The sequence below is a fragment of the Vibrio sp. L3-7 genome (genome assembly GCF_963898195.1).
GTDB classification, from domain to species: Bacteria; Pseudomonadota; Gammaproteobacteria; order Enterobacterales; family Vibrionaceae; genus Vibrio; species Vibrio echinoideorum.
This window is the reverse complement of record NZ_CAWQUW010000019.1, coordinates 35,743-53,900: the sequence shown is the minus strand read 5'-3', so window position 1 is coordinate 53,900 and position 18,158 is coordinate 35,743. Positions and strand designations below refer to the sequence as shown.

16 protein-coding genes are annotated in these 18,158 nt (G+C 44.5%); 10 read left to right on the top strand and 6 right to left on the bottom strand.

Annotation, left to right across the window (positions count from 1 at the left end):
* The first annotated feature begins 2 nt into the window (after positions 1-2).
* The 6 genes from AACW75_RS14260 (at position 3) to AACW75_RS14235 (ending at position 6,461) form a co-directional block, all read left to right on the top strand.
* Positions 3-1,016, top strand: coding sequence for a C4-dicarboxylate TRAP transporter substrate-binding protein (locus AACW75_RS14260; RefSeq protein ID WP_145571960.1), 1,014 nt, complete (start codon positions 3-5; stop codon positions 1,014-1,016).
* A 108-nt stretch (positions 1,017-1,124) separates the two neighbouring features.
* Entirely contained in the window at positions 1,125-1,589 is a 465-nt protein-coding gene (locus AACW75_RS14255; RefSeq protein WP_017076406.1) for a TRAP transporter small permease, read from the top strand.
* A 9-nt stretch (positions 1,590-1,598) separates the two neighbouring features.
* Positions 1,599-2,882, top strand: coding sequence for a TRAP transporter large permease (locus AACW75_RS14250; protein ID WP_145565028.1), 1,284 nt, complete (start codon positions 1,599-1,601; stop codon positions 2,880-2,882).
* A 35-nt stretch (positions 2,883-2,917) separates the two neighbouring features.
* Positions 2,918-3,703 (top strand): HAD-IIB family hydrolase, encoded by a 786-nt coding sequence (locus AACW75_RS14245; protein WP_145571958.1) that lies wholly within the window; start codon positions 2,918-2,920, stop codon positions 3,701-3,703.
* A 262-nt stretch (positions 3,704-3,965) separates the two neighbouring features.
* Positions 3,966-4,892: a LysR family transcriptional regulator gene (locus tag AACW75_RS14240; protein ID WP_145571956.1), complete on the top strand. Its 927-nt coding sequence runs from the start codon at positions 3,966-3,968 to the stop codon at positions 4,890-4,892.
* Between the two features lie 315 nt (positions 4,893-5,207).
* Positions 5,208-6,461, top strand: coding sequence for a D-amino acid dehydrogenase (locus tag AACW75_RS14235; RefSeq protein ID WP_145571954.1), 1,254 nt, complete (start codon positions 5,208-5,210; stop codon positions 6,459-6,461).
* An 81-nt stretch (positions 6,462-6,542) separates the two neighbouring features.
* Here the strand turns inward: AACW75_RS14235 and AACW75_RS14230 are convergent, their stop codons facing one another.
* The 4 genes from AACW75_RS14230 to AACW75_RS14215 all read right to left on the bottom strand — a co-directional run bounded on the left by AACW75_RS14230 (position 6,543) and on the right by AACW75_RS14215 (position 10,547).
* The gene (locus AACW75_RS14230; RefSeq protein WP_145571953.1) at positions 6,543-7,280 is read right to left on the bottom strand and encodes a dienelactone hydrolase family protein; all 738 of its coding nucleotides are present in this window, start codon (positions 7,278-7,280) and stop codon (positions 6,543-6,545) included.
* Positions 7,281-7,511: 231 nt separating this feature from the next.
* Positions 7,512-8,447 carry a pyridoxal-phosphate dependent enzyme gene (locus AACW75_RS14225; RefSeq protein WP_145571951.1) on the bottom strand — a complete coding sequence of 312 codons (936 nt, stop codon included), beginning with the start codon at positions 8,445-8,447 and terminating at the stop codon, positions 7,512-7,514.
* A gap of 127 nt (positions 8,448-8,574) precedes the next feature.
* Positions 8,575-9,873 (bottom strand): sensor histidine kinase, encoded by a 1,299-nt coding sequence (locus tag AACW75_RS14220; protein WP_145571943.1) that lies wholly within the window; start codon positions 9,871-9,873, stop codon positions 8,575-8,577.
* Entirely contained in the window at positions 9,870-10,547 is a 678-nt protein-coding gene (locus AACW75_RS14215; protein WP_145571930.1) for a response regulator transcription factor, read from the bottom strand. Before AACW75_RS14215 ends, AACW75_RS14220 begins: the two co-directional genes overlap by 4 nt.
* A 125-nt stretch (positions 10,548-10,672) precedes the next feature.
* Between AACW75_RS14215 and AACW75_RS14210 the strand changes: the two genes are divergently transcribed.
* The 3 genes from AACW75_RS14210 to AACW75_RS14200 are packed head-to-tail and all read left to right on the top strand — an operon-like array spanning position 10,673 to position 13,621.
* A complete protein-coding gene (locus AACW75_RS14210) occupies positions 10,673-11,692 on the top strand; it encodes a glycosyltransferase family 2 protein (RefSeq protein WP_017076397.1) in 1,020 nt (339 codons plus the stop codon).
* Positions 11,689-13,170 (top strand): ArnT family glycosyltransferase, encoded by a 1,482-nt coding sequence (locus AACW75_RS14205; RefSeq protein WP_145571928.1) that lies wholly within the window; start codon positions 11,689-11,691, stop codon positions 13,168-13,170. The genes AACW75_RS14210 and AACW75_RS14205 overlap by 4 nt, the downstream gene beginning before the upstream one ends.
* Positions 13,157-13,621 (top strand): GtrA family protein, encoded by a 465-nt coding sequence (locus tag AACW75_RS14200; RefSeq protein WP_135454643.1) that lies wholly within the window; start codon positions 13,157-13,159, stop codon positions 13,619-13,621. The genes AACW75_RS14205 and AACW75_RS14200 overlap by 14 nt, the downstream gene beginning before the upstream one ends.
* Before the next feature lie 75 nt (positions 13,622-13,696).
* Here AACW75_RS14200 and AACW75_RS14195 read toward each other — a convergent pair whose 3' ends face one another.
* A complete protein-coding gene (locus AACW75_RS14195) occupies positions 13,697-14,920 on the bottom strand; it encodes a benzoate/H(+) symporter BenE family transporter (protein WP_145571926.1) in 1,224 nt (407 codons plus the stop codon).
* Positions 14,921-15,052: 132 nt separating this feature from the next.
* Between AACW75_RS14195 and AACW75_RS14190 the strand changes: the two genes are divergently transcribed.
* On the top strand, positions 15,053-15,691 hold the full coding sequence (locus AACW75_RS14190; RefSeq protein WP_081324442.1) for a helix-turn-helix domain-containing protein: 639 nt from the start codon (positions 15,053-15,055) through the stop codon (positions 15,689-15,691).
* 106 nt (positions 15,692-15,797) lie between these two features.
* On the opposite strand, the gene AACW75_RS14185 is transcribed toward AACW75_RS14190, so the two are convergent.
* Complete coding sequence (locus AACW75_RS14185) at positions 15,798-18,122, bottom strand: YgiQ family radical SAM protein (RefSeq protein WP_237297848.1); 2,325 nt, start codon at positions 18,120-18,122, stop codon at positions 15,798-15,800.
* Positions 18,123-18,158 lie beyond the last annotated feature (36 nt).

The window sequence follows — 18,158 nt, the reverse complement described above, 5'->3', positions numbered from 1 at the left end:
AAATGAAAAAGCTATTAGGTACAGTAATTATGGCGGCAACGTTACTTGTTGGTTGTGGTGAAGCTGACAAGGCTGGAGCGGACGCTAAAGACGAGCCGATTAATATCAACATGAGCCTTGTGTTCACTCAAAACGAGTTGTTAACCCAAGAGCTCATCAAAGCAACCGACAAAATACGCGAAAGAACTGAAGGTTCGGTAAATATTAAAGTTTTTCCTGGTGGTCAATTACCGGTTTATAAAGACAACTTGGAGCAAGTCGTTAACGGCGCAAACTGGATTGCCGTTGAGGATTTGACCTACCTGGGTGATTACGTACCAGACTTCGCAGCACTGGCTGGCCCAATGTTGTATAACACGTATGATGAATATTTAGCGATGATGGATACGGAATTTGTCGCGGGCTTGAAGGCTAAAGCTGAAGAAAAAGGCATTAAAGTATTGAATGCAGACTATATGTTTGGGTTCCGTCACATGATCACCAATAAAGAGATTGTGAATTCTGAAGACATGAAAGGGATGCGTATCCGTGTTCCACAAAGTCAGTTGTTCATTAGCACACTTTCAGCAATGGGTGCGGCTCCAGCTTCTCTGCCATTCCCAGAAACTTATGCCGGTGTTCAACAAGGTGTTGTTGACGGCCTTGAAGGTTCGATTTTGACGATGTACTCAACCAAAATCTACGAAGTAGCAAAGAACATGTCTTTGACTAAACACTTCCTAGGCACGGTTGGTATCTACATTTCACCGACACTTTGGGACAAATTTACGCCAGAGCAACAGCAAATCATCAATGAAGAGCTAGAAGCAGGCGCTGAATCTAATACTGCAGAGCTGGTTAAGCTTGATGTTGAATACACTCAAAAACTCGAAGAGCTAGGCGTTAAGTTTAATGAAGTTAACTCGGATGAATTCAATGAGTTGACAGCTGACGTATACAACCAGTTCCCAACATGGAGCGAAGGTATACACGCAACGATCATGAAAGAATTGGAAACGATTCGAGCTGCACAGTAATTCTGCGAATGTAGATTAATTCGTTAATGAAAACGGCCTGATTTCCTTCAGGTCGTTTTATTCCTGAAGTAACCGACGTGATGTCGGGTATTTCATTGGAGAAGTCTTTTGTTTTTATTGAAAAATATTGAAGAAATCCTCGCCTCTATAGCTATTTCGATTACCGTTTTAGTGGTCATTATTAACGTTGTGTTGCGTTATGGGTTTGGATTTGTTGTCCCTTGGAGCGAAGAGCTATCGGTTATTTGCTTCATATGGGCTGTCTATTTAGGCATTAGTTCCTGCTATAAACACAAGCTCCACATGGGTGTTGATGTGGTGGTCGCCATGCTGCCAGAAAAAGCAAAAATCCCGTTTAGGTTATGTGTTTCTATCTTCCTACTGGCTCTGAACATTCTGATGGCTGTTCTGAGTTACCAATACTTGATGTTATCCAATAAGGTAACGCCAGTGATGGGCATGTCATATTTTTCTATCAATGGCGTGTTGTTACTCTGCTTTTCATTGATGGCAATCCACACGGTTCGATTCATCGTCAACGATGTCGCTTCTCTAAAGCGCTCTTTTAAGTAGGTACGATTAATGGAAAGCTATCTTCCAATCCTGATTCTTTTTGTTCTATTTCTATTGAATATACCCATTGCGTTTTCATTGATTGCTTCGGCAATGGTGTACTTTCTCTTTATCAATGACTCGATTCCCGTCAGTTTAGTGATGCAACGCTTTATTAGTTCGACAGAGTCGTTTCCATTGTTGGCCATTCCCTTTTTTATCATGGTTGGCTCGGTGATGAACTATGCGGGGATCAGTAAAAGCTTGTTGGCTTTTGCAGATTCAATGATTGGCCATAAAACGGGTGGGCTTGCTCAAGTTAATGTGGCGTTGAGTACGTTAATGGGTGGTATTTCTGGCTCTGCGAATGCCGATGCTGCGATGCAATCGAAGATTCTTGCGCCTGAAATGACCAAGCGTGGCTATGATCTGCCATTTACAGCGGCTGTGACGGCGGCGTCATCGAGTATTAGCCCTGTTATTCCACCGGGTATCAACTTAATTATTTACGCTCTGTTAGCGAATGTATCGGTTCACCAAATGTTCATCGCGGGTTATGTGCCAGCATTTTTGATGGCGTTATCGCTGATGGTGACTATTGCGTTCATCGCACGTAAGCGACGTTATAAGCCTTCTCGTTCTGAGCCAGCGTCTGCGAAAGAACGTGTTCATTACTTTCTAAAAGCAATTCCAGCTTTGCTGATTCCTTTCGGCATTATTCTTGGAATGCGTTTTGGTTTGTTTACGCCGACAGAAGCGGGTGCAATAGCAGTATTGCTTTGTGCGATTATTGGCATTTTTGTTTATCGTCAGCTTGGCCTGCGACATATTCCGTTAATCATGCGTGAAACGGTACAGGGCACCAGTAGTGTGATGTTCATTATTATCGGAGCAATGGTCTTCGGTTACTACATGACCCTAGAGCAAATTCCGCACAATGTTGCGTCTGCTTTGATAGAACTTACTGATAACAAGTTACTCTTGTTGCTGTTGATTAACGTGTTGTTGCTCGTTGTAGGGATGTTCATCGAAGGTGGCGCAGCGATGATTATCTTAACGCCGTTGCTGCTTCCGGCTGTGCTTAACCTAGGGGTAAACCCGGTTCACTTCGGCATCATCGTGATCGTTAATATTATGATTGGTGGTGTAACGCCACCGTTCGGTTCGATGATGTTTACTGTATGTTCCATCTTGAAGGTTCGTATGGTCGACTTTGTAAAAGAAGTAGTGCCTTTGCTACTCGCTTTATTGTCGGTGTTGATGTTGCTGACTTTCTCTGAAAGTTTAGTGATGTTTTTGCCGAATTTACTTTAACACTAATAAGTTAGTTTATATTTGAGGGTGTAGAAATGAATTCGGTAACGAATGATTTAGACCAGAATTGGAAAAACATTGATTGGGTACTGACGGATGTCGACGATACCTTAACTTGGCAAGGTCAGTTGCCGCCAGAAACATTGGTGGCATTGAAAGCGCTAAAAGATGCGGGGAAAAAAGTCGTGGCTGTAACGGGTGCGTGTGCTGGCTGGTGTGATCATATCGCGCAATTATGGCCAGTGGATGCGGTTCTCGGTGAGAACGGGGCTTTTATTATGGAAAAGCAGAATGGCTACCTCACGTTGCGATCTCAGACGCCTTTAGAAGACGTCAGAGCGGAACAGCAGCGCCTAAAGGCAGAGGTCTTAGACATTCTGAATGATTACCCAGATTTGTCTTTAACGCTCGACCAGTCTTATCGCCTATGTGAAGTTGCGATTGATATTGGCCAGAATCGCCCTCGAGTCGATGATGTCACTATTGAAGAAATCGTTTCTAAGATTCATGCGTTAGGCGCGCATGCGACAGCAAGCTCAATACACATTAATGCTTGGTATGGTGAGCACTCGAAAAGAGCTACTTCAACAGCCTTCTTGAAAGAGAAAGGATTGTCGGATGAAGAGATACTCCAACATGCCTGTTATGTAGGCGATTCTATGAATGATCAGTTCATGTTTGAAGCACTGCCTTTCAGTGTTGGTGTAGCGAATATTGAACACTATTGGACGAAGTTATCGCATCACCCGGTTGTTGTGATGCAGAAACCGGGCGGATATGGTTTCGCTGAGTTCACTGATAAATTATTGGCGCTGAAATAGTCGTTATTTATACTTAATCCGTAATCCGTAATCCGTAATCCGTAATCCGTAATCCGTAGTACAAAGGCGATAACGAAAGTTGTCGCCTTTGTCTTGTTTGGAACAGATAAAACAAACTGAATAGCCGATCAACCGTAGTCTTGAAGTGACTCGGAGCACAAGTTAGTGAGCACAAACTGGATCTCGATAAATTGGAATACATGTTTGCGCCAAATGTATGAGAGTCTTGTTCTTCGTGCCAGTTGAACCACAAGGTTGTTGAATGCATCATTTTAATATCCGTGCGCTTGAGTATTTAAACGCATTATCAAAATATGGATCATTGCGTAAGGCATCTAAAATGATGAACGTCGACCCTGCGGCAATGAGTAGAATGCTGACGCAGTTGGAAGCTCAAGCTGAAATGAAAGTTTGGGAGCGTAATAATCGACAGTCACTTTTAACCGAAGCGGGTAACGAACTGTTGAACTACTATCGTTCAATCGTTCGTGGAGAGGCCGCGGTAATGGCGCGGCTGAGCAAGTTGAAAAATCTCAAAGGGGGTAATGTTAGTATTGCCATTGGTGAAGGATTTATTACCAACTTGGTTTCCAAGCCGATGCAAACTTTCATGGCTCGTTATCCAGATATCAATCTATCGATTGAGATAGCTGGAGCGTTAGACGCGGTCAAAATGCTTGAAGATCAACAGATAGATTTTGCAATCACCTATGCCTCTGCTCCACACCCTAAATTACATTCACATGTTGAGCGCAGCCATCCCCTAGAACTCATCGCTCCCAAAGGGCACTTTTTGACGATGAAAGAAGCGCCAGTGACACTTCAAGACATTAAAGATGTTTCTGTTGCATTAATCGATAACTCGACAGGAATGGGGCGGTTAGTGAAACATGCAGAGCAAATGTCCCATATTACCCTGCAGCCAAAGCTCCAAACGAATTCTGTTACTGCACTAACTAACTTTGTGTCAGCAGGGTTGGGCGTCACGTTCATGCCAAAGCTTACCGTGATTGATGAGATTAAGTCGGGGCAAATCGAAGTGGTTGCTACAGAGCTGGAAATGTTATCGAAAGCGACCGTTAAGGTTCAGTCTTTAAAAGGCCGTGCACTTACGCTTCAAGCCGAAACGCTGTTAGATTTCTTACTCGAGAATGCGACGTTCTTGAGTCATGATGCTTATAATATTTAGGCTGGTATAGAGCGGATCGAAATAAGCACTTCCGCGCATTCATTTATCCAAGCTTAAAAATTAGTGTCATCCTCAAGCTAACTCTCCGATGGCTAGTCACTGATTCTGCTGCTTAACTACAACCTAACTGCATACCCAACCTCACAGTTTTCAACTTCGAGATTCGTTTTTAAACTGAATTGATTTTTTGTCAACGCTTCTACTATTGTTATATCAACATCTGCCGAATAAGTTACAAATTATTAACGAAAGTCGTGTTTGAATTGAAAACAGTGCTCAACAGGTTGAGTTTGTGCTGTGTATTAGGGGAAGAGAATGGAAGTTATTGTTATTGGTAGCGGTGTTATCGGGTTGACCAGTGCTTGGTATCTAGCGAAAGAAGGGCACTCGGTGACGGTTATTGATCGACAGGATAGCAGTGGTAAGGAAACCAGTTTTGCGAATGCTGGCCAAATCTCTTACGGTTATTCATCACCATGGGCTGCGCCCGGAATCCCTTTAAAAGCGATGAAATGGTTAACCCAAGAGCATGCGCCATTAAAAGTGAAACCGTCACTTTCCCCTGAATTGGTTTCTTGGGCAACCAAAATGCTTGCCAATTGCAACGAAGCCAAATACGCACAAAATAAATCGCGGATGTTAAGAGTCGCCAATTACAGCCGTGATTGTCTGACTCATCTAAGAAACAGTGAAGAACTCGCTTATGAGGGCAGGCAGAAAGGGACGCTGCAAGTGTTTCGAAGCGAGAAACAATTGGATTTCATTCAGCAAGATATGAAGCTGCTCAAAGAGAGCGGAATTGAACATTCGTTGTTTGATGTTGAGCAGTGCTTATCTATTGAACCGGGTTTAGCGGACGTTAAAGATAAGCTGGTGGGTGGACTATATTTACCACACGATGAAACGGGTGATTGCCATAAGTTCTGTTTAACCTTGACTGAAAAAGCGAAGAAGCTTGGGGTTCAGTTTGTTTTTGATACTGAAGTGGTGAGACTCAATCATCAGAATCAAACCATTGAAAGTATTACCACGACTCAAGGTGACTTCAAAGCGGACGCTTACGTAGTCGCGTCTGGCAGTTATTCTCGTGATCTGCTGAAGCAAGTAGACCTTTCTATTCCTGTTTACCCTGTCAAAGGGTACTCACTAACACTGCCTATCGTAAATGCAGATAAGTCACCGACGTCTACTGTCATGGATGAAACCTACAAAGTAGCGATGACTCGTTTTGATGATCGTATTCGTATTGCAGGCACGGCAGAACTCGCAGGTTTTGATTATCTTATTCCTGAAAAGCGTAAAGCCACCATTGATATGGTGATCAAAGATCTCTTTCCTGACGCTGGTGACTTTTCTAAAGCGGAATATTGGACTGGGTTAAGGCCTATGACACCCGATGGCACGCCTATTATAGGCAAAACGCCAATCAAGAATCTGTTCACCAATACTGGTCACGGGACTCTGGGTTGGACGATGGCATGCGGCTCAGGAAAGATCTTGGCAAACGTGGTTAGCGGCTTCGCTAGTGATATAAAAACCGATGACTTGAGTATTCATCGCTACTTGTAGCTCTGTGACTAATGAATGTGAAAGTAACCCCATTCTTGAGTTCTAGAATGGGGTTGTAGTTTCTGGCTTAATATTGAGCATTTATCTGGTGGTGGTTTCTAATACGTGAGTGAAGCGATCCCACGATTTCTGGTCGGCTTCTTGTTGATAGTTATTTGAGCCGAACACGGTAAACGCATGTGGAGCACCACTGTAGGTGACCATTTCATGTTGAACCTTGGTTGTTTCAAGTTGAGCTGCTAGGCTCCCAAAGTCTTCCATTGATATCATGGAATCTGCCGTTCCGTGGAACACGACAACTGGGGCTTTTGTCTGAGAGTAATCTTGGCCTTTTGGTGTAGATAAACCGCCATGGAAGGTAACATAAGCTTTAGAAGGGATACCCGCGCGAGCGGCTTCTAAAACGGCAGCGCCGCCGAAACAATACCCCATCATCACATTGTTATCTAAGTTACCACCAAGCCTCTTCGCTTCCATCGCTCCAGCATTAAGTAACGTGCGCATTTTTTCTCTGTCTTTATACAGTTCGCCGGTATGTTGTTTTTTGTCTTTTACTTCAGTAGGGCGAATACCTTTGCCGAACAAGTCGATCGCGAACACGTTGTAACCAAGTTCGTTGAGCATTTCAGAACGTTTTTTTTCGTAATCCGTTAAACCATCCCAATCGTGTACTAACAGCACTAAAGGCGCTTGGTCACTGGCTTCGCTCCAATAACCTTCGTAGTCTATGCCGTCGACTTGGTAAGTGACGTTCTCTCCAGAAATCGCAGATAAGGGGAGTAGAGCTGAAAGTAGACCTAACGTAGTGAGTGTTCGCATGCGTTATTCCTTTAGTGACAATTGATATTCCAATCAAAATTATAGATAACACGATGATTCTCGCCAGTTTCCTTTTTCTTATTTGACTCGTGATCTTGAAGGTAACGATGGAATAGGAATTTAGCAGATAGCCACTGCAACGATATGTAGTGGCTATTTTGCTGCGAACGATAAAGTTCTCAGTTGAATGACGTTAGGATCATGAAGATAGGAATGATCAAGGTTGAATAACTACCAAGACGTGTTGGTTTTGGTATTGCTGCTGCTCACATCCGGATATTTCCGCTGATAGCGCGGCAGCATGGATTCATTGCCTAAGATGCCACCTTGATGAATATAGATAATGGTCTTGGTTGGATTAGTTTCTTGCCATTGTTCTAAGCATTGCCACATCAAAGGGTCATAAAGTAGGTCGAATTCAATATTGGTTTGCTCTTGAAGGTCCAACCAAGTTTGATAATCGTCTTGATACAACTTACCGAAATGGTGTTTTGTTGTAAGTGGCAGTATCTGCGGGTGATCTGTTTCGCCAAGCTCGTTAAATTGCTGTGTTAAGTAGTCATTACCACCAACGCAAGCGCAAGTTAAGACCGGGATATTGTGTAGTTTTAAATGCTTATGGAGGTAGAGAGCGGTGGCACCTGTGCCTGCTGGCAGCGCCACGACGAATTCATGTTGGTTTTCGAAACGTGTCCAGCTGAGTATCTCCATCGCCAGTTGTTTTACGCCATACTCCGAAAGTTGAGAGCGTCCGCCTTCGGGCAACACAATGCAATGAGAGTCGGGTTTTCTAACTTGTTCAATGTATGCTTTTGGGTGCAGCTCTGCTCCAGTTTCTTTAACTGAAATCACTTTAGCCCCTAAGTCGACAGCGCCACGGTAGTTACCTATTGGACGTTCATGCAGCCATTGAGGAATATGGTCTACATAAAACTCAAGCGTCCAACCTTTAATCTTTGCCAGTGCAGCAAGAGAGAAGAGAGAATTAGCTTGCGCAGAGCCATAACTGATCAAGGTTGTAGTATTAGGGTGCTCATCTTCGAGCAGTTTCATGAACTTGCGTGCTTTATTACCACAAAAGTGAGAGTGGAGTTGATCGTCACGCTTCAAGAAAAAGGTGTGGTCGTTGTATTGATGCTGAGTTACAGGGCTATTATTTAGTTTCATCGCACTTAGATAAAATGTTGACTAAGAAGCCAACATTTTTAAATCAAATAGGACCAGTGAGTATCTAGTAGCTAGCGAGCGCTGTAAACCAACTAAATCAAGTTTTCGGTGGATATTGAGCCTAGTACTACGAGTTTATTTGCTCTGGTATGGACAAGGGGGAATCGGTTTGAAAGGCGATTTTCGCGGTGCACCCACCACAGCTGCGATTGAATAACTGAAAGCTCCAATCGAAGCGTTGACATAGGTCTTCGACAATCAATAGACCTAATCCATGACCATTTGGATTGTACTGTTCCTGAAGGCCTTCGCCTTGGTCTTCAATCACAAGGTTGTCTTGGGAGAGGGTGATGGTTACAGTGCCACTATTGGTCGCAGCAATCGCATTCCTTAATAAATTACCAATCAACATGTTCATAATAGCGCTGGTGGCTTGAATGGTTGGTTCTGATTGAACCTGTAAAGAGATCTCTACTTCTTTGTCATCTGCCTGTAACGAGTTTTTCGAAATGATGCCCTCTAATTCTTGTTGGGTAAACAAACGTAACGGCGCGTCATCACTGTTTCTTTCATAACGCACGAGGCCAAGTAAGGCATCGACCATTTCAGACATCTGGACAATTGCATCATCTATACGCTCAACTTGACGAGATTGAAACTCAGTCGTTTCGCTTCTCAATAACAGCTTGTTTGCACCGCGCACAACCGTCAGTGGTGTTCTTAACTCATGACTTGAGTAGCGAGCAAAAGCTTGTTCACGCTTGATCAAAGAATTGATTTCTCGGTGATACTGATTGAGTTGATCTGTCAGTTGACGAAATTCAACCGCAGCGTCGTCGTTTACCCCGAACTCTTCACCTAGGTTTAATTTATTTGTCTCGAGTTGTTCTGAAAGTGAGTTGAAAGGCTCTATGAGTCGTTTCGATAACCGATAAAGTAAGGCACCAAAACTGAATATTAGAATCGAAAGCAGCGTTAACACAAAAGTAGTCGCGTACATCAGTTCATAGTTATCAAATTCGACGCGATCTATTTCAGATAAAAGGATTATAGGGTAGGTATTTCCACCATGGGAGTATTCACCGGCATACATCATTCGGGATTCGGGTTCATCGCCGACCTCACCAAGAAAGCTCTCTTTGCCCTTTATATATTGCAGGTATCTTTTTGGTACATGAGATAGATCGTTATAGGCCATCGTCAAACCGTCAATGCGCAGCTCTCCACTTTTTCCTGATTGAAAGATTTCTACAGCATAGTTTCGGTCAATCAGGATACGTCTTTCACCCACGCGGTCTTCTGATAAGTACAGCGCTGACACAAAAACCACGTAGACAAAAGCTGAGACAATCACAGCCATTATTCCAAAGAATACCGCTAAGCGCCCCGTCAAGGTTTTGGTGCTGGTGAGTACATTTAGAATCAACGGGTTGGCTCCAAACGGAAACCGACTTTAGGAACAGTAATTAACATCTGAGTGTCAAAAGGCTTGTCGAGTTGATTACGCAATTGATAGATGTGACTGCGTAACACATCATTATTGGGTTCGTCTTCTTCCCAAAGCTTGTATGAGATATCTTCGCGAGTCACTACTTCAGGTGCTTTTTGGCACAGCATCTCAAGTATGGTGTAAGTGGTGGGGTTCAGCGCGAGTAGCTTGTCTTGGCGGTAAGCTTTACGGGTTTTTTGGTCAATTGTGAGTTCATTAAACTGAAGTTTAGAAGAAGCTACTTTTCCACGGTAACGACGAACGAGCGCCTTCATTCTCGCTTCTAAGATATCTAAGTCAAAAGGTTTGGTGAGATAATCATCGGCACCATGTTCAAAGCCTTTCAGCATATCTTCGCGGCTATCTAAGGCGGTCAGCATCAAAATAGGTGTAGCAATACCTTGTTCTCGCAGTTTATTACAAACCGTGAGGCCGTCCATTCGTGGCAGCATTAAGTCTAATATTATGATATCAAATGAGTTTTCTAATGCGAGCTGTAAGCCAAGTTCACCGTTGTCCGCATAATCGAGTTCCATGCCAATACACTCAAAATAATCAAACAAGACACCCGCAATTTCACGGTTATCTTCGACTAATAGAACTCGTTTCATTTTGATTCTCATACAGAAATAGACAGTAACATTATCCTGAGTGAGCGTGAAAAATATGTCAACAACATAACTTTCACTTATGTGCGGGTAGATTGGCTTCAGATTAAAAAATAGAAGAATGTATTATGTCTGAACTTCATATAAGCCGCCCTAAAGTCTCCACATCGCAAATTAATCCAGCCGTCTCTTTGTCTATTATTGTACCGTTTTACGATGAGCAAGAGGTTTTGGAAGAGTTCCATTCTCGCCTAACCAAGGTTCTCGATAGTTCGCCTATCACTAGTGAAATCATTTATGTCGATGATGGAAGCAAAGACAACAGCTTGGACTTGGTGAGTTCATTCACTTCAATCAACAGCTCGATTTCTGTTATTGGTTTAAGCCGTAATTTTGGCAAAGAGTCAGCGATGAGCGCTGGCTTAGAACATTGTCGCGGGCAAGCGGTGATTTTGTTAGACGCTGACTTACAAGATCCTCCTGAGCTAATCCCACAAATGGTAGCAAAATGGCGCGAAGGTTTTGACGTGGTCAATATGCAGCGCAGTCAACGTGACGGCGAAACTTGGTTTAAGAAATTTTCAGCAGCAAGCTTCTATAAAGTAATGAATATGGCTGCAAAGATCGATGTTCCTGAGAATGTCGGTGATTTCCGATTATTGAGCCGAGAAGTTGTCGATCATATCAATCAGCTTCCAGAACGTAACCGCTATATGAAGGGTATTTTTTCATGGCCAGGTTTCAGACAAGCAACGATCCAATTTAAGCGCGATGCTCGCTTTTGTGGTGAGACTAAGTGGAATTACTTGAAGTTGGTTGGCTTGGCAATGGATGGAATTACCTCATTTTCGATTCGCCCGCTGCGCATCGCTACAGTACTGGGTGGCCTAGTAGCGCTCACTGCTTTTTTGTATGGCATGGTTATCGTATTCAAAACCATGATGTTTGGTGAGCCAATCACGGGCTATCCGTCAATGATGGTCGTACAACTTGCCCTTGGCGGCATACAACTTTTAAGTATTGGTTTGATGGGGGAATACATAGGTCGTATTTTCATCGAAACCAAGAATCGCCCTCTGTATCTGATTCAGTCGGTCGTCGATACACCTGCATTAAAAACACATTTCAAATTAGAGGAGTCAGCATGAGCCTGAACAGAACGCACCTATGGTATTTGTTGGCTTTTGCACTGATTTTAAGACTCCTATCTTTGGCGACTTATCCGTTAATGGATACTACGGAGGCGCGCTATGGAGAAATGGCTCGTTTGATGGTGGAAACCGGCAATTGGTTAACACCTCAGTTTGATTACGGTATTCCTTTTTGGGGCAAGCCACCGTTGTTCACATGGATGAGTGCTGCTGGTATTGAGCTGTTTGGCTTGAGTGAGTTTGCCGTTCGCGCGCCACATTGGTTAGCCGGTGTAGCAACGATTTTGTTAACGGCTTACATGGCGAAGCGAACCGGGCAAAGCGCGTTGGTCGCTGCGGTAGTGTTGGCGACATGCGGTATTTTCTCAATTGCCGCGGGCGCTGTGATGACAGACATCGCATTAACATTGGCTATGACCATCGCGATGCTCGGTTTCTATTTGTGTTGGAGAGGGCAAGAGAAAGCTGAAGGAAGAGCGAAAACCAATAGAGCTTGGGGTTATGTTGGTTTTGTTGGATTAGCGTTAGGTCTGCTTGCAAAAGGACCTGTCGCAATTGTGATTATGGGTATTGCGGTTTTTCCTTGGTTGATATTGCAACACGGATTTTTGGGTGCGTTTAAAGTTCTTTGGCAACGTTTTCCATTATTGTCTGGCTTAGGTGTGATGCTAGCGATCGCTTTACCGTGGTACATCATGGCTGAGATGGCAACACCAGGTTTCATTGATTACTTTATTGTTGGTGAGCACTTTAAACGTTTTGTTGTGAGTGGCTGGGAAGGCGATCTGTACGGTTCTGCTCATGACCAAGCACGAGGTATGATCTGGGTGTTCTGGATTCAAGCCGCTGCGCCTTGGTCGATTGTATTACCTATACTAGCGTTTGCTCGACGTAAGAAAATTGTAGAAATTAATACTGAAAATCGCGGCTTGTTTTCATTCCTTGTGTGCTGGCTTATTTCGCCTCTGATCCTTTTCACTATGGCGGGTAACATTCTCCCAGCGTACGTCCTACCGGGTATTCCAGCTCTTGGTTTGTTGGTTGCTATACTCGTAATAGAAAAAGATAAGAAGTGGTTCTCGAGCGTGGCCTTGGTTCTTCCAGTGTTGCTGATGATAGCGATGGTTTACTTGAACTTAGGTAAAGCGAATGAGAAAAGTGACCGTATCATCTTTGAACAGATCACCGATTCATCGCCAAGTTTTTATGTCGGTAAACGACCGTTCTCTGGGCAGTTTTACAGCCGCGGACAAGCAAAAAAACTGCTTGATATCGAACAACTTGACGGTATCGACAAGTTCTATTTGATTGGTAAAAGAGCGGAAGTAGAAACCAAGATTAAAGACAACGCGTTAACCTGTATTTTGGAACCAACGGTGAAAATAAAGCGCGCTTTGTTTAGTTGTCATAGCCAAAACATCAAACCAAATTTGTCGTTGAGCCACATTCGAAGTGAAAGTGATGTTCAGCGTTAACTCAGGGCTGCGAATGATCAATAACAAGCTTCAGAAACACAGTCAAAGGCTACAGTCCCATCACAAGATGGTTCGGTTTGCAGTGGTTGGTGCTGGCGGGTTTGTTGTTGATTGCCTTGTGTTTACATTGCTGCATTACGTTATTGGGTTACCTTTAATGACAGCGCGAATTGGCTCCTTCATTGCTGCTGCAACGACAACGTGGTTTGGTAATCGCGTACTGACCTTTGGGTTTAAGGGGCTGGGTAGTTGGTCTGAAAAACTGATTCAGTGGCAGAAATTCATTTTCTCAGCGTCGATATCGGCGGTACCTAATTTGCTGTGCTTTAAGCTGATGACGGAATTACTGCCTACGTTTGCTGGCGCTGTGTTTATCGCAATGGCGGTTGGTATTTTGGTTGGTATGGTGACTAACTATCTGTTTAGTCAGTATTGGGTCTTTGCCCGTTAGATAAGAAAGAGAAAGGCAAGTCATCCAATGACTTGCCTTTTTGTTTACATCGCTTGTCCGAGATGATTGGTAATTCTAACTATGTCCTTTGCCTTCTTTGCCTTCTTTGGCTTGTTTAGGTTGTTCCAGCTTTGTTTGAACCGCTCTTAACTGCCAATTCTTTATCGCGTAACAGACTAAGCCCAAACACAGCCCCCAAAATGCGCTGCCGACTCCGGCGAAGTTAATCCCAGATGCGGTTAGCAAAAAGGTGAGCAACGCTGCTTCTCTATGTGTGTCATCAGCAAGAGCCGTCGTCAGGCTGTTGGCAAGTGTCGGTAACAGGGCCAACCCCGCAATGGTAATAATGATGGCTTGCGGAACCGATGAAAACAGAGAAACAAAGGTTGTGCCTAATACCCCCGCCAACAGATAGAAACCACCCATCGCTAAGGCTGCTTTGTAACGACTTTTCGGATTTGGGTCGGCGTTCGGGCTCATGCATATTGCCCCTGTCAGCGCTGCCAAGTTAAAGGCAAAACCACCAAAGGGAGCGAGCAATAAACCGGTAACGCCTGTTGTGGTAATAATTCGTGACGCTGGTGGGTTATAACCATTGGCTTTCAATACGGCGAACCCTGGCAGATTTTGTGATGCCATTGTCACCACAAATAACGGAATACCGACACTCAACAGAGACGCCAAATCAAAATCTGGGGTGATGAACATAGGCTGAGTCAGCGTTAAGTTCACATCTGACAAATCGAGCTTTCCGGAAATGCCGCTCATTATGACGGCAAGCAGTAAGATAAAAGGAATCAACAAATTACCAAACTTAGGCTTCGCAAAAATATACGCGGCTAACATGGTACCGATGATAATCGCCTCTTGAGATAGAGAGGTGAAAATTCCAATTCCAAACATCCACAACACACCAGCCAGCATCGCGGACGCAATCGATGTGGGTATTCGCTTAAGCAGCGTATCAAAGATGCCAGTTAGACCCGTAATGGTGATCAGCAGTGAGCTAAATAGGAAGATAGCGACGGCTTGTTCTACGGTGAGCCCATCCAATGAGGTGATAAGGAGCGCAGCGCCCGGCGTAGACCATGCCGTCACTATCGGCTGTTTGTATCTCCACGATAGTAGAATCGTCGACACGCCCATGCCAATTCCGAGCGCCCAAAACCACGAAGCAATCTGCTGCTGGCTGGCTCCTGCACTGGTCGCTGCTTGGAAGATGATCGCTGCCGCACTCGCATAACCGATAAATACCGCAATAAAACCAGTACTGATGTGAGAAAACTTAACCTGACCCATACTAACCACTCTCGTTGTGCGTTATAACATACAGAGAACTTAACTTAGCATTTGTGCGTTATAGCGCACAAGTGTTATTTGTTTAAATTTTGTTCGCGATAAGGTTAAGCACGAGCAAACTTAAATAGGTAGATGAACGAAAACATGCCGAAGAACATGAATGTGGAAACTCGCTTTAATGTAAAAGAGAGTTTGAGTGACCAAAACGATGTGCAAGTCAGCCACAACCTAAAACGGATTCGTAAAGAGAAAGGCTGGAGCCTCGACGCGACTGCCAAAGCGACCGGTGTCAGTAAAGCGATGTTAGGGCAAATTGAACGTGGTGAATCGAGCCCAACCGTCGCGAAGCTATGGCAAATTGCCACTGGTTTGAACGTTTCATTCTCGAGTTTGATTTTGTCTTGCTCCAGTAATGTGTTGGTGAGTTTGTTTCGAGACGCGAATGAATTACGTGATGAAAGCCTGAATGAGGGCTTTACGGTTAGTGTTGTTTTTCCGTTTGAAGCCTCTGTAGGCTTTGAAGTGTATGAGCTGGGATTAGCAGAAAACTATGAGCACTTTTCTGAGCCGCACAATGCCGGAGTGATTGAGCATATATTGTGTATTTCAGGTCGAATGGCGGTGTTCTTCGATGACAGTTGGCATGAATTAAGCCAGGGGCAAGCGGTACGTTTTAATGCTGAACAACCCCATGGCTATAAAAACATCGGTTCAGAGAAAGCCGTTTTTCACGACATTATCCATTACCCCGACCAATGGCAGCGTTCATAGGTTGATAGGTTTAAACCAATTTAAAAATCTTCCAGACATAAAAAAGCGCAGCTAAATAGCTGCGCTTTGTATTTTTTACGATAGCGAAGTAAATGGGTTCGCTATATTAACGCTGTGTTGCGCGCTGGCGATTCTTTCCGTTACTTGCTGGTTTTCCACCTTGACCATTACCCGCTTTGCTGCGGTTTGGCTTGCCATTCCCGCCGCCATTCCCGCCGCCATTGCCTTGCGATTGCTGGCTAGCAGGGGCTTTTTTGATGAAACCAGTCGCTGGTTTATTCGCGTTACCATTACCGTTCTGCTTTCCGTTGCCTTGATTGCCGTTACCTTGGTTACCTGTTGGCTTCTTACCACCCGGCTTAGGCTTATTGCCACCAGGCTTAGAATGGTTACGTGGGCTTTCGCCGCCAAGACCCGGTTGGGCTTTACTGTGCTTAGTTGCAAAACGTTGTGAACCATGACGACCAGACTTACGACGCTGTGCCGGTGTCAGAGCTTCAAAATCTTCTTCTGGTACTAAACAGTTCGCTTTGTCACCAATTAGGTGTTTTTTGCCCATGCTGGTCAGTGCTTCACGGATGATCTTCCAGTTTTCTGGATCGTGATAACGAAGCAATGCTTTATGCAGACGACGTTGACGATCGCCTTTAGGCACTGGAACATCTTCACGTTTTTTGTATTTCACGCGCTTCAGAGGGTTGGTCTCTGAGTAGTACATCGACGTCGCATTACACATTGGCGATGGGTAGAAGTTCTGTACTTGGTCACACTCGTAGTTATGCTTTTTCAGCCACAACGCAAGGTTTAGCATGTCTTCATCTTCCGTGCCCGGGTGAGCAGAGATGAAGTAAGGAATTAGGTACTGTTTCTTACCGGCTTCAGCGCTGTACTTCTCGAACATCTCTTTGAAACGATCGTAAGTGCCCATGCCTGGTTTCATCATTAGATCCAGAGGGCCTTTTTCAGTATGCTCTGGAGCAATCTTCAAGTAACCACCAACGTGGTGAGTCACAAGCTCACGTACGTATTCTGGAGACTCAATCGCAAGGTCATAACGTACGCCTGATGCGATCATTACTTTCTTGATGCCCGGAACCTTTCTCGCAGAGCGGTAAAGGTCAATGGTGTGCTGGTGGTCTGTGTTCAGTTTTTCACAGATTTTAGGGAACACACATGATGGGCGACGACAGTTAATTTCAGCTTTAGGATCAGAACAACCTAGGCGATACATGTTCGCGGTTGGGCCACCCAAGTCAGAAATGGTACCGGTAAAGCCAGGTACTTTATCTTTAATGTCTTCGATCTCATCCAAGATCGATTCTTTCGAACGGTTCTGAATGATACGACCTTCGTGCTCTGTGATTGAACAGAAAGAACAACCACCAAAACAACCACGCATGATATTAACCGAGGTTTTGATCATGTCGTATGCCGGAATTTTCGCTTTGCCATACATTGGGTGAGGAACACGCTTGTACGCAAGGCCAAACACGTAATCCATCTCTTCAGTTGCAAGAGGGATTGGTGCTTGGTTGACCCATAGCTCGCGGTCACCGTGACGTTGAATAAGAGCACGACCTGAGTACGGGTTGGTCTCTAGGTGCAGAATACGGCTAGCGTGGGCGTAAAGAATACGGTCGTTATTGAGTTTTTCGAAACCAGGGATACGAACCGCGGTTGTTTTTGCATCGTGACGAGAAGGGCGAATAGTAATTGGCTGAGCCTTTACTTCTTCTTTTTCATCTTTCTTGGTATCACACTGCGTTTCTACTTCGTACGGGTTAACTGGAACATAGGCTTTGTTCGGCTTTTCGATACGAGAAGAGTCAATGATCTTGAAGCCTTCAGGCGCTGCAGGAAGATTGATAGCAGTACCGCGGATATTGGTCAGCGTAGACATGTCTTCGCCGTCGGCAATGCGGTGTGCCACTTCAACCAGTGCACGCTCAGCGTTACCGAAAAGAAGAATGTCTGCTTTTGCATCAAACAATACAGAGCGACGAACTTTATCTGACCAGTAGTCGTAGTGCGCAACGCGACGTAAGCTCGCCTCAATACCACCAAGAACGATTGGCGTACCTTTGTAGGCTTCACGACAGCGTTGAGAATAGATCAGAGTTGCACGGTCAGGACGCTTGCCACCTTCATTGTTTGGTGTGTAAGCATCGTCGTGACGAAGTTTGCGATCAGAGGTGTAGCGGTTGATCATGGAATCCATGTTACCCGCTGTGATGCCGAAGAATAGGTTAGGTCTACCCAGTTCCATGAAGGCATCTTTACTGTCCCACTTTGGTTGAGCAATGATGCCCACGCGGAAACCTTGAGCTTCAAGCAAACGGCCAATAATAGCCATACCAAAGCTCGGGTGATCAACATAAGCGTCACCAGTTACAATAATAATGTCACAGCTATCCCATCCAAGAGCATCCATCTCCTTTCTACTGGTAGGTAAAAAGGGTGCTGTTCC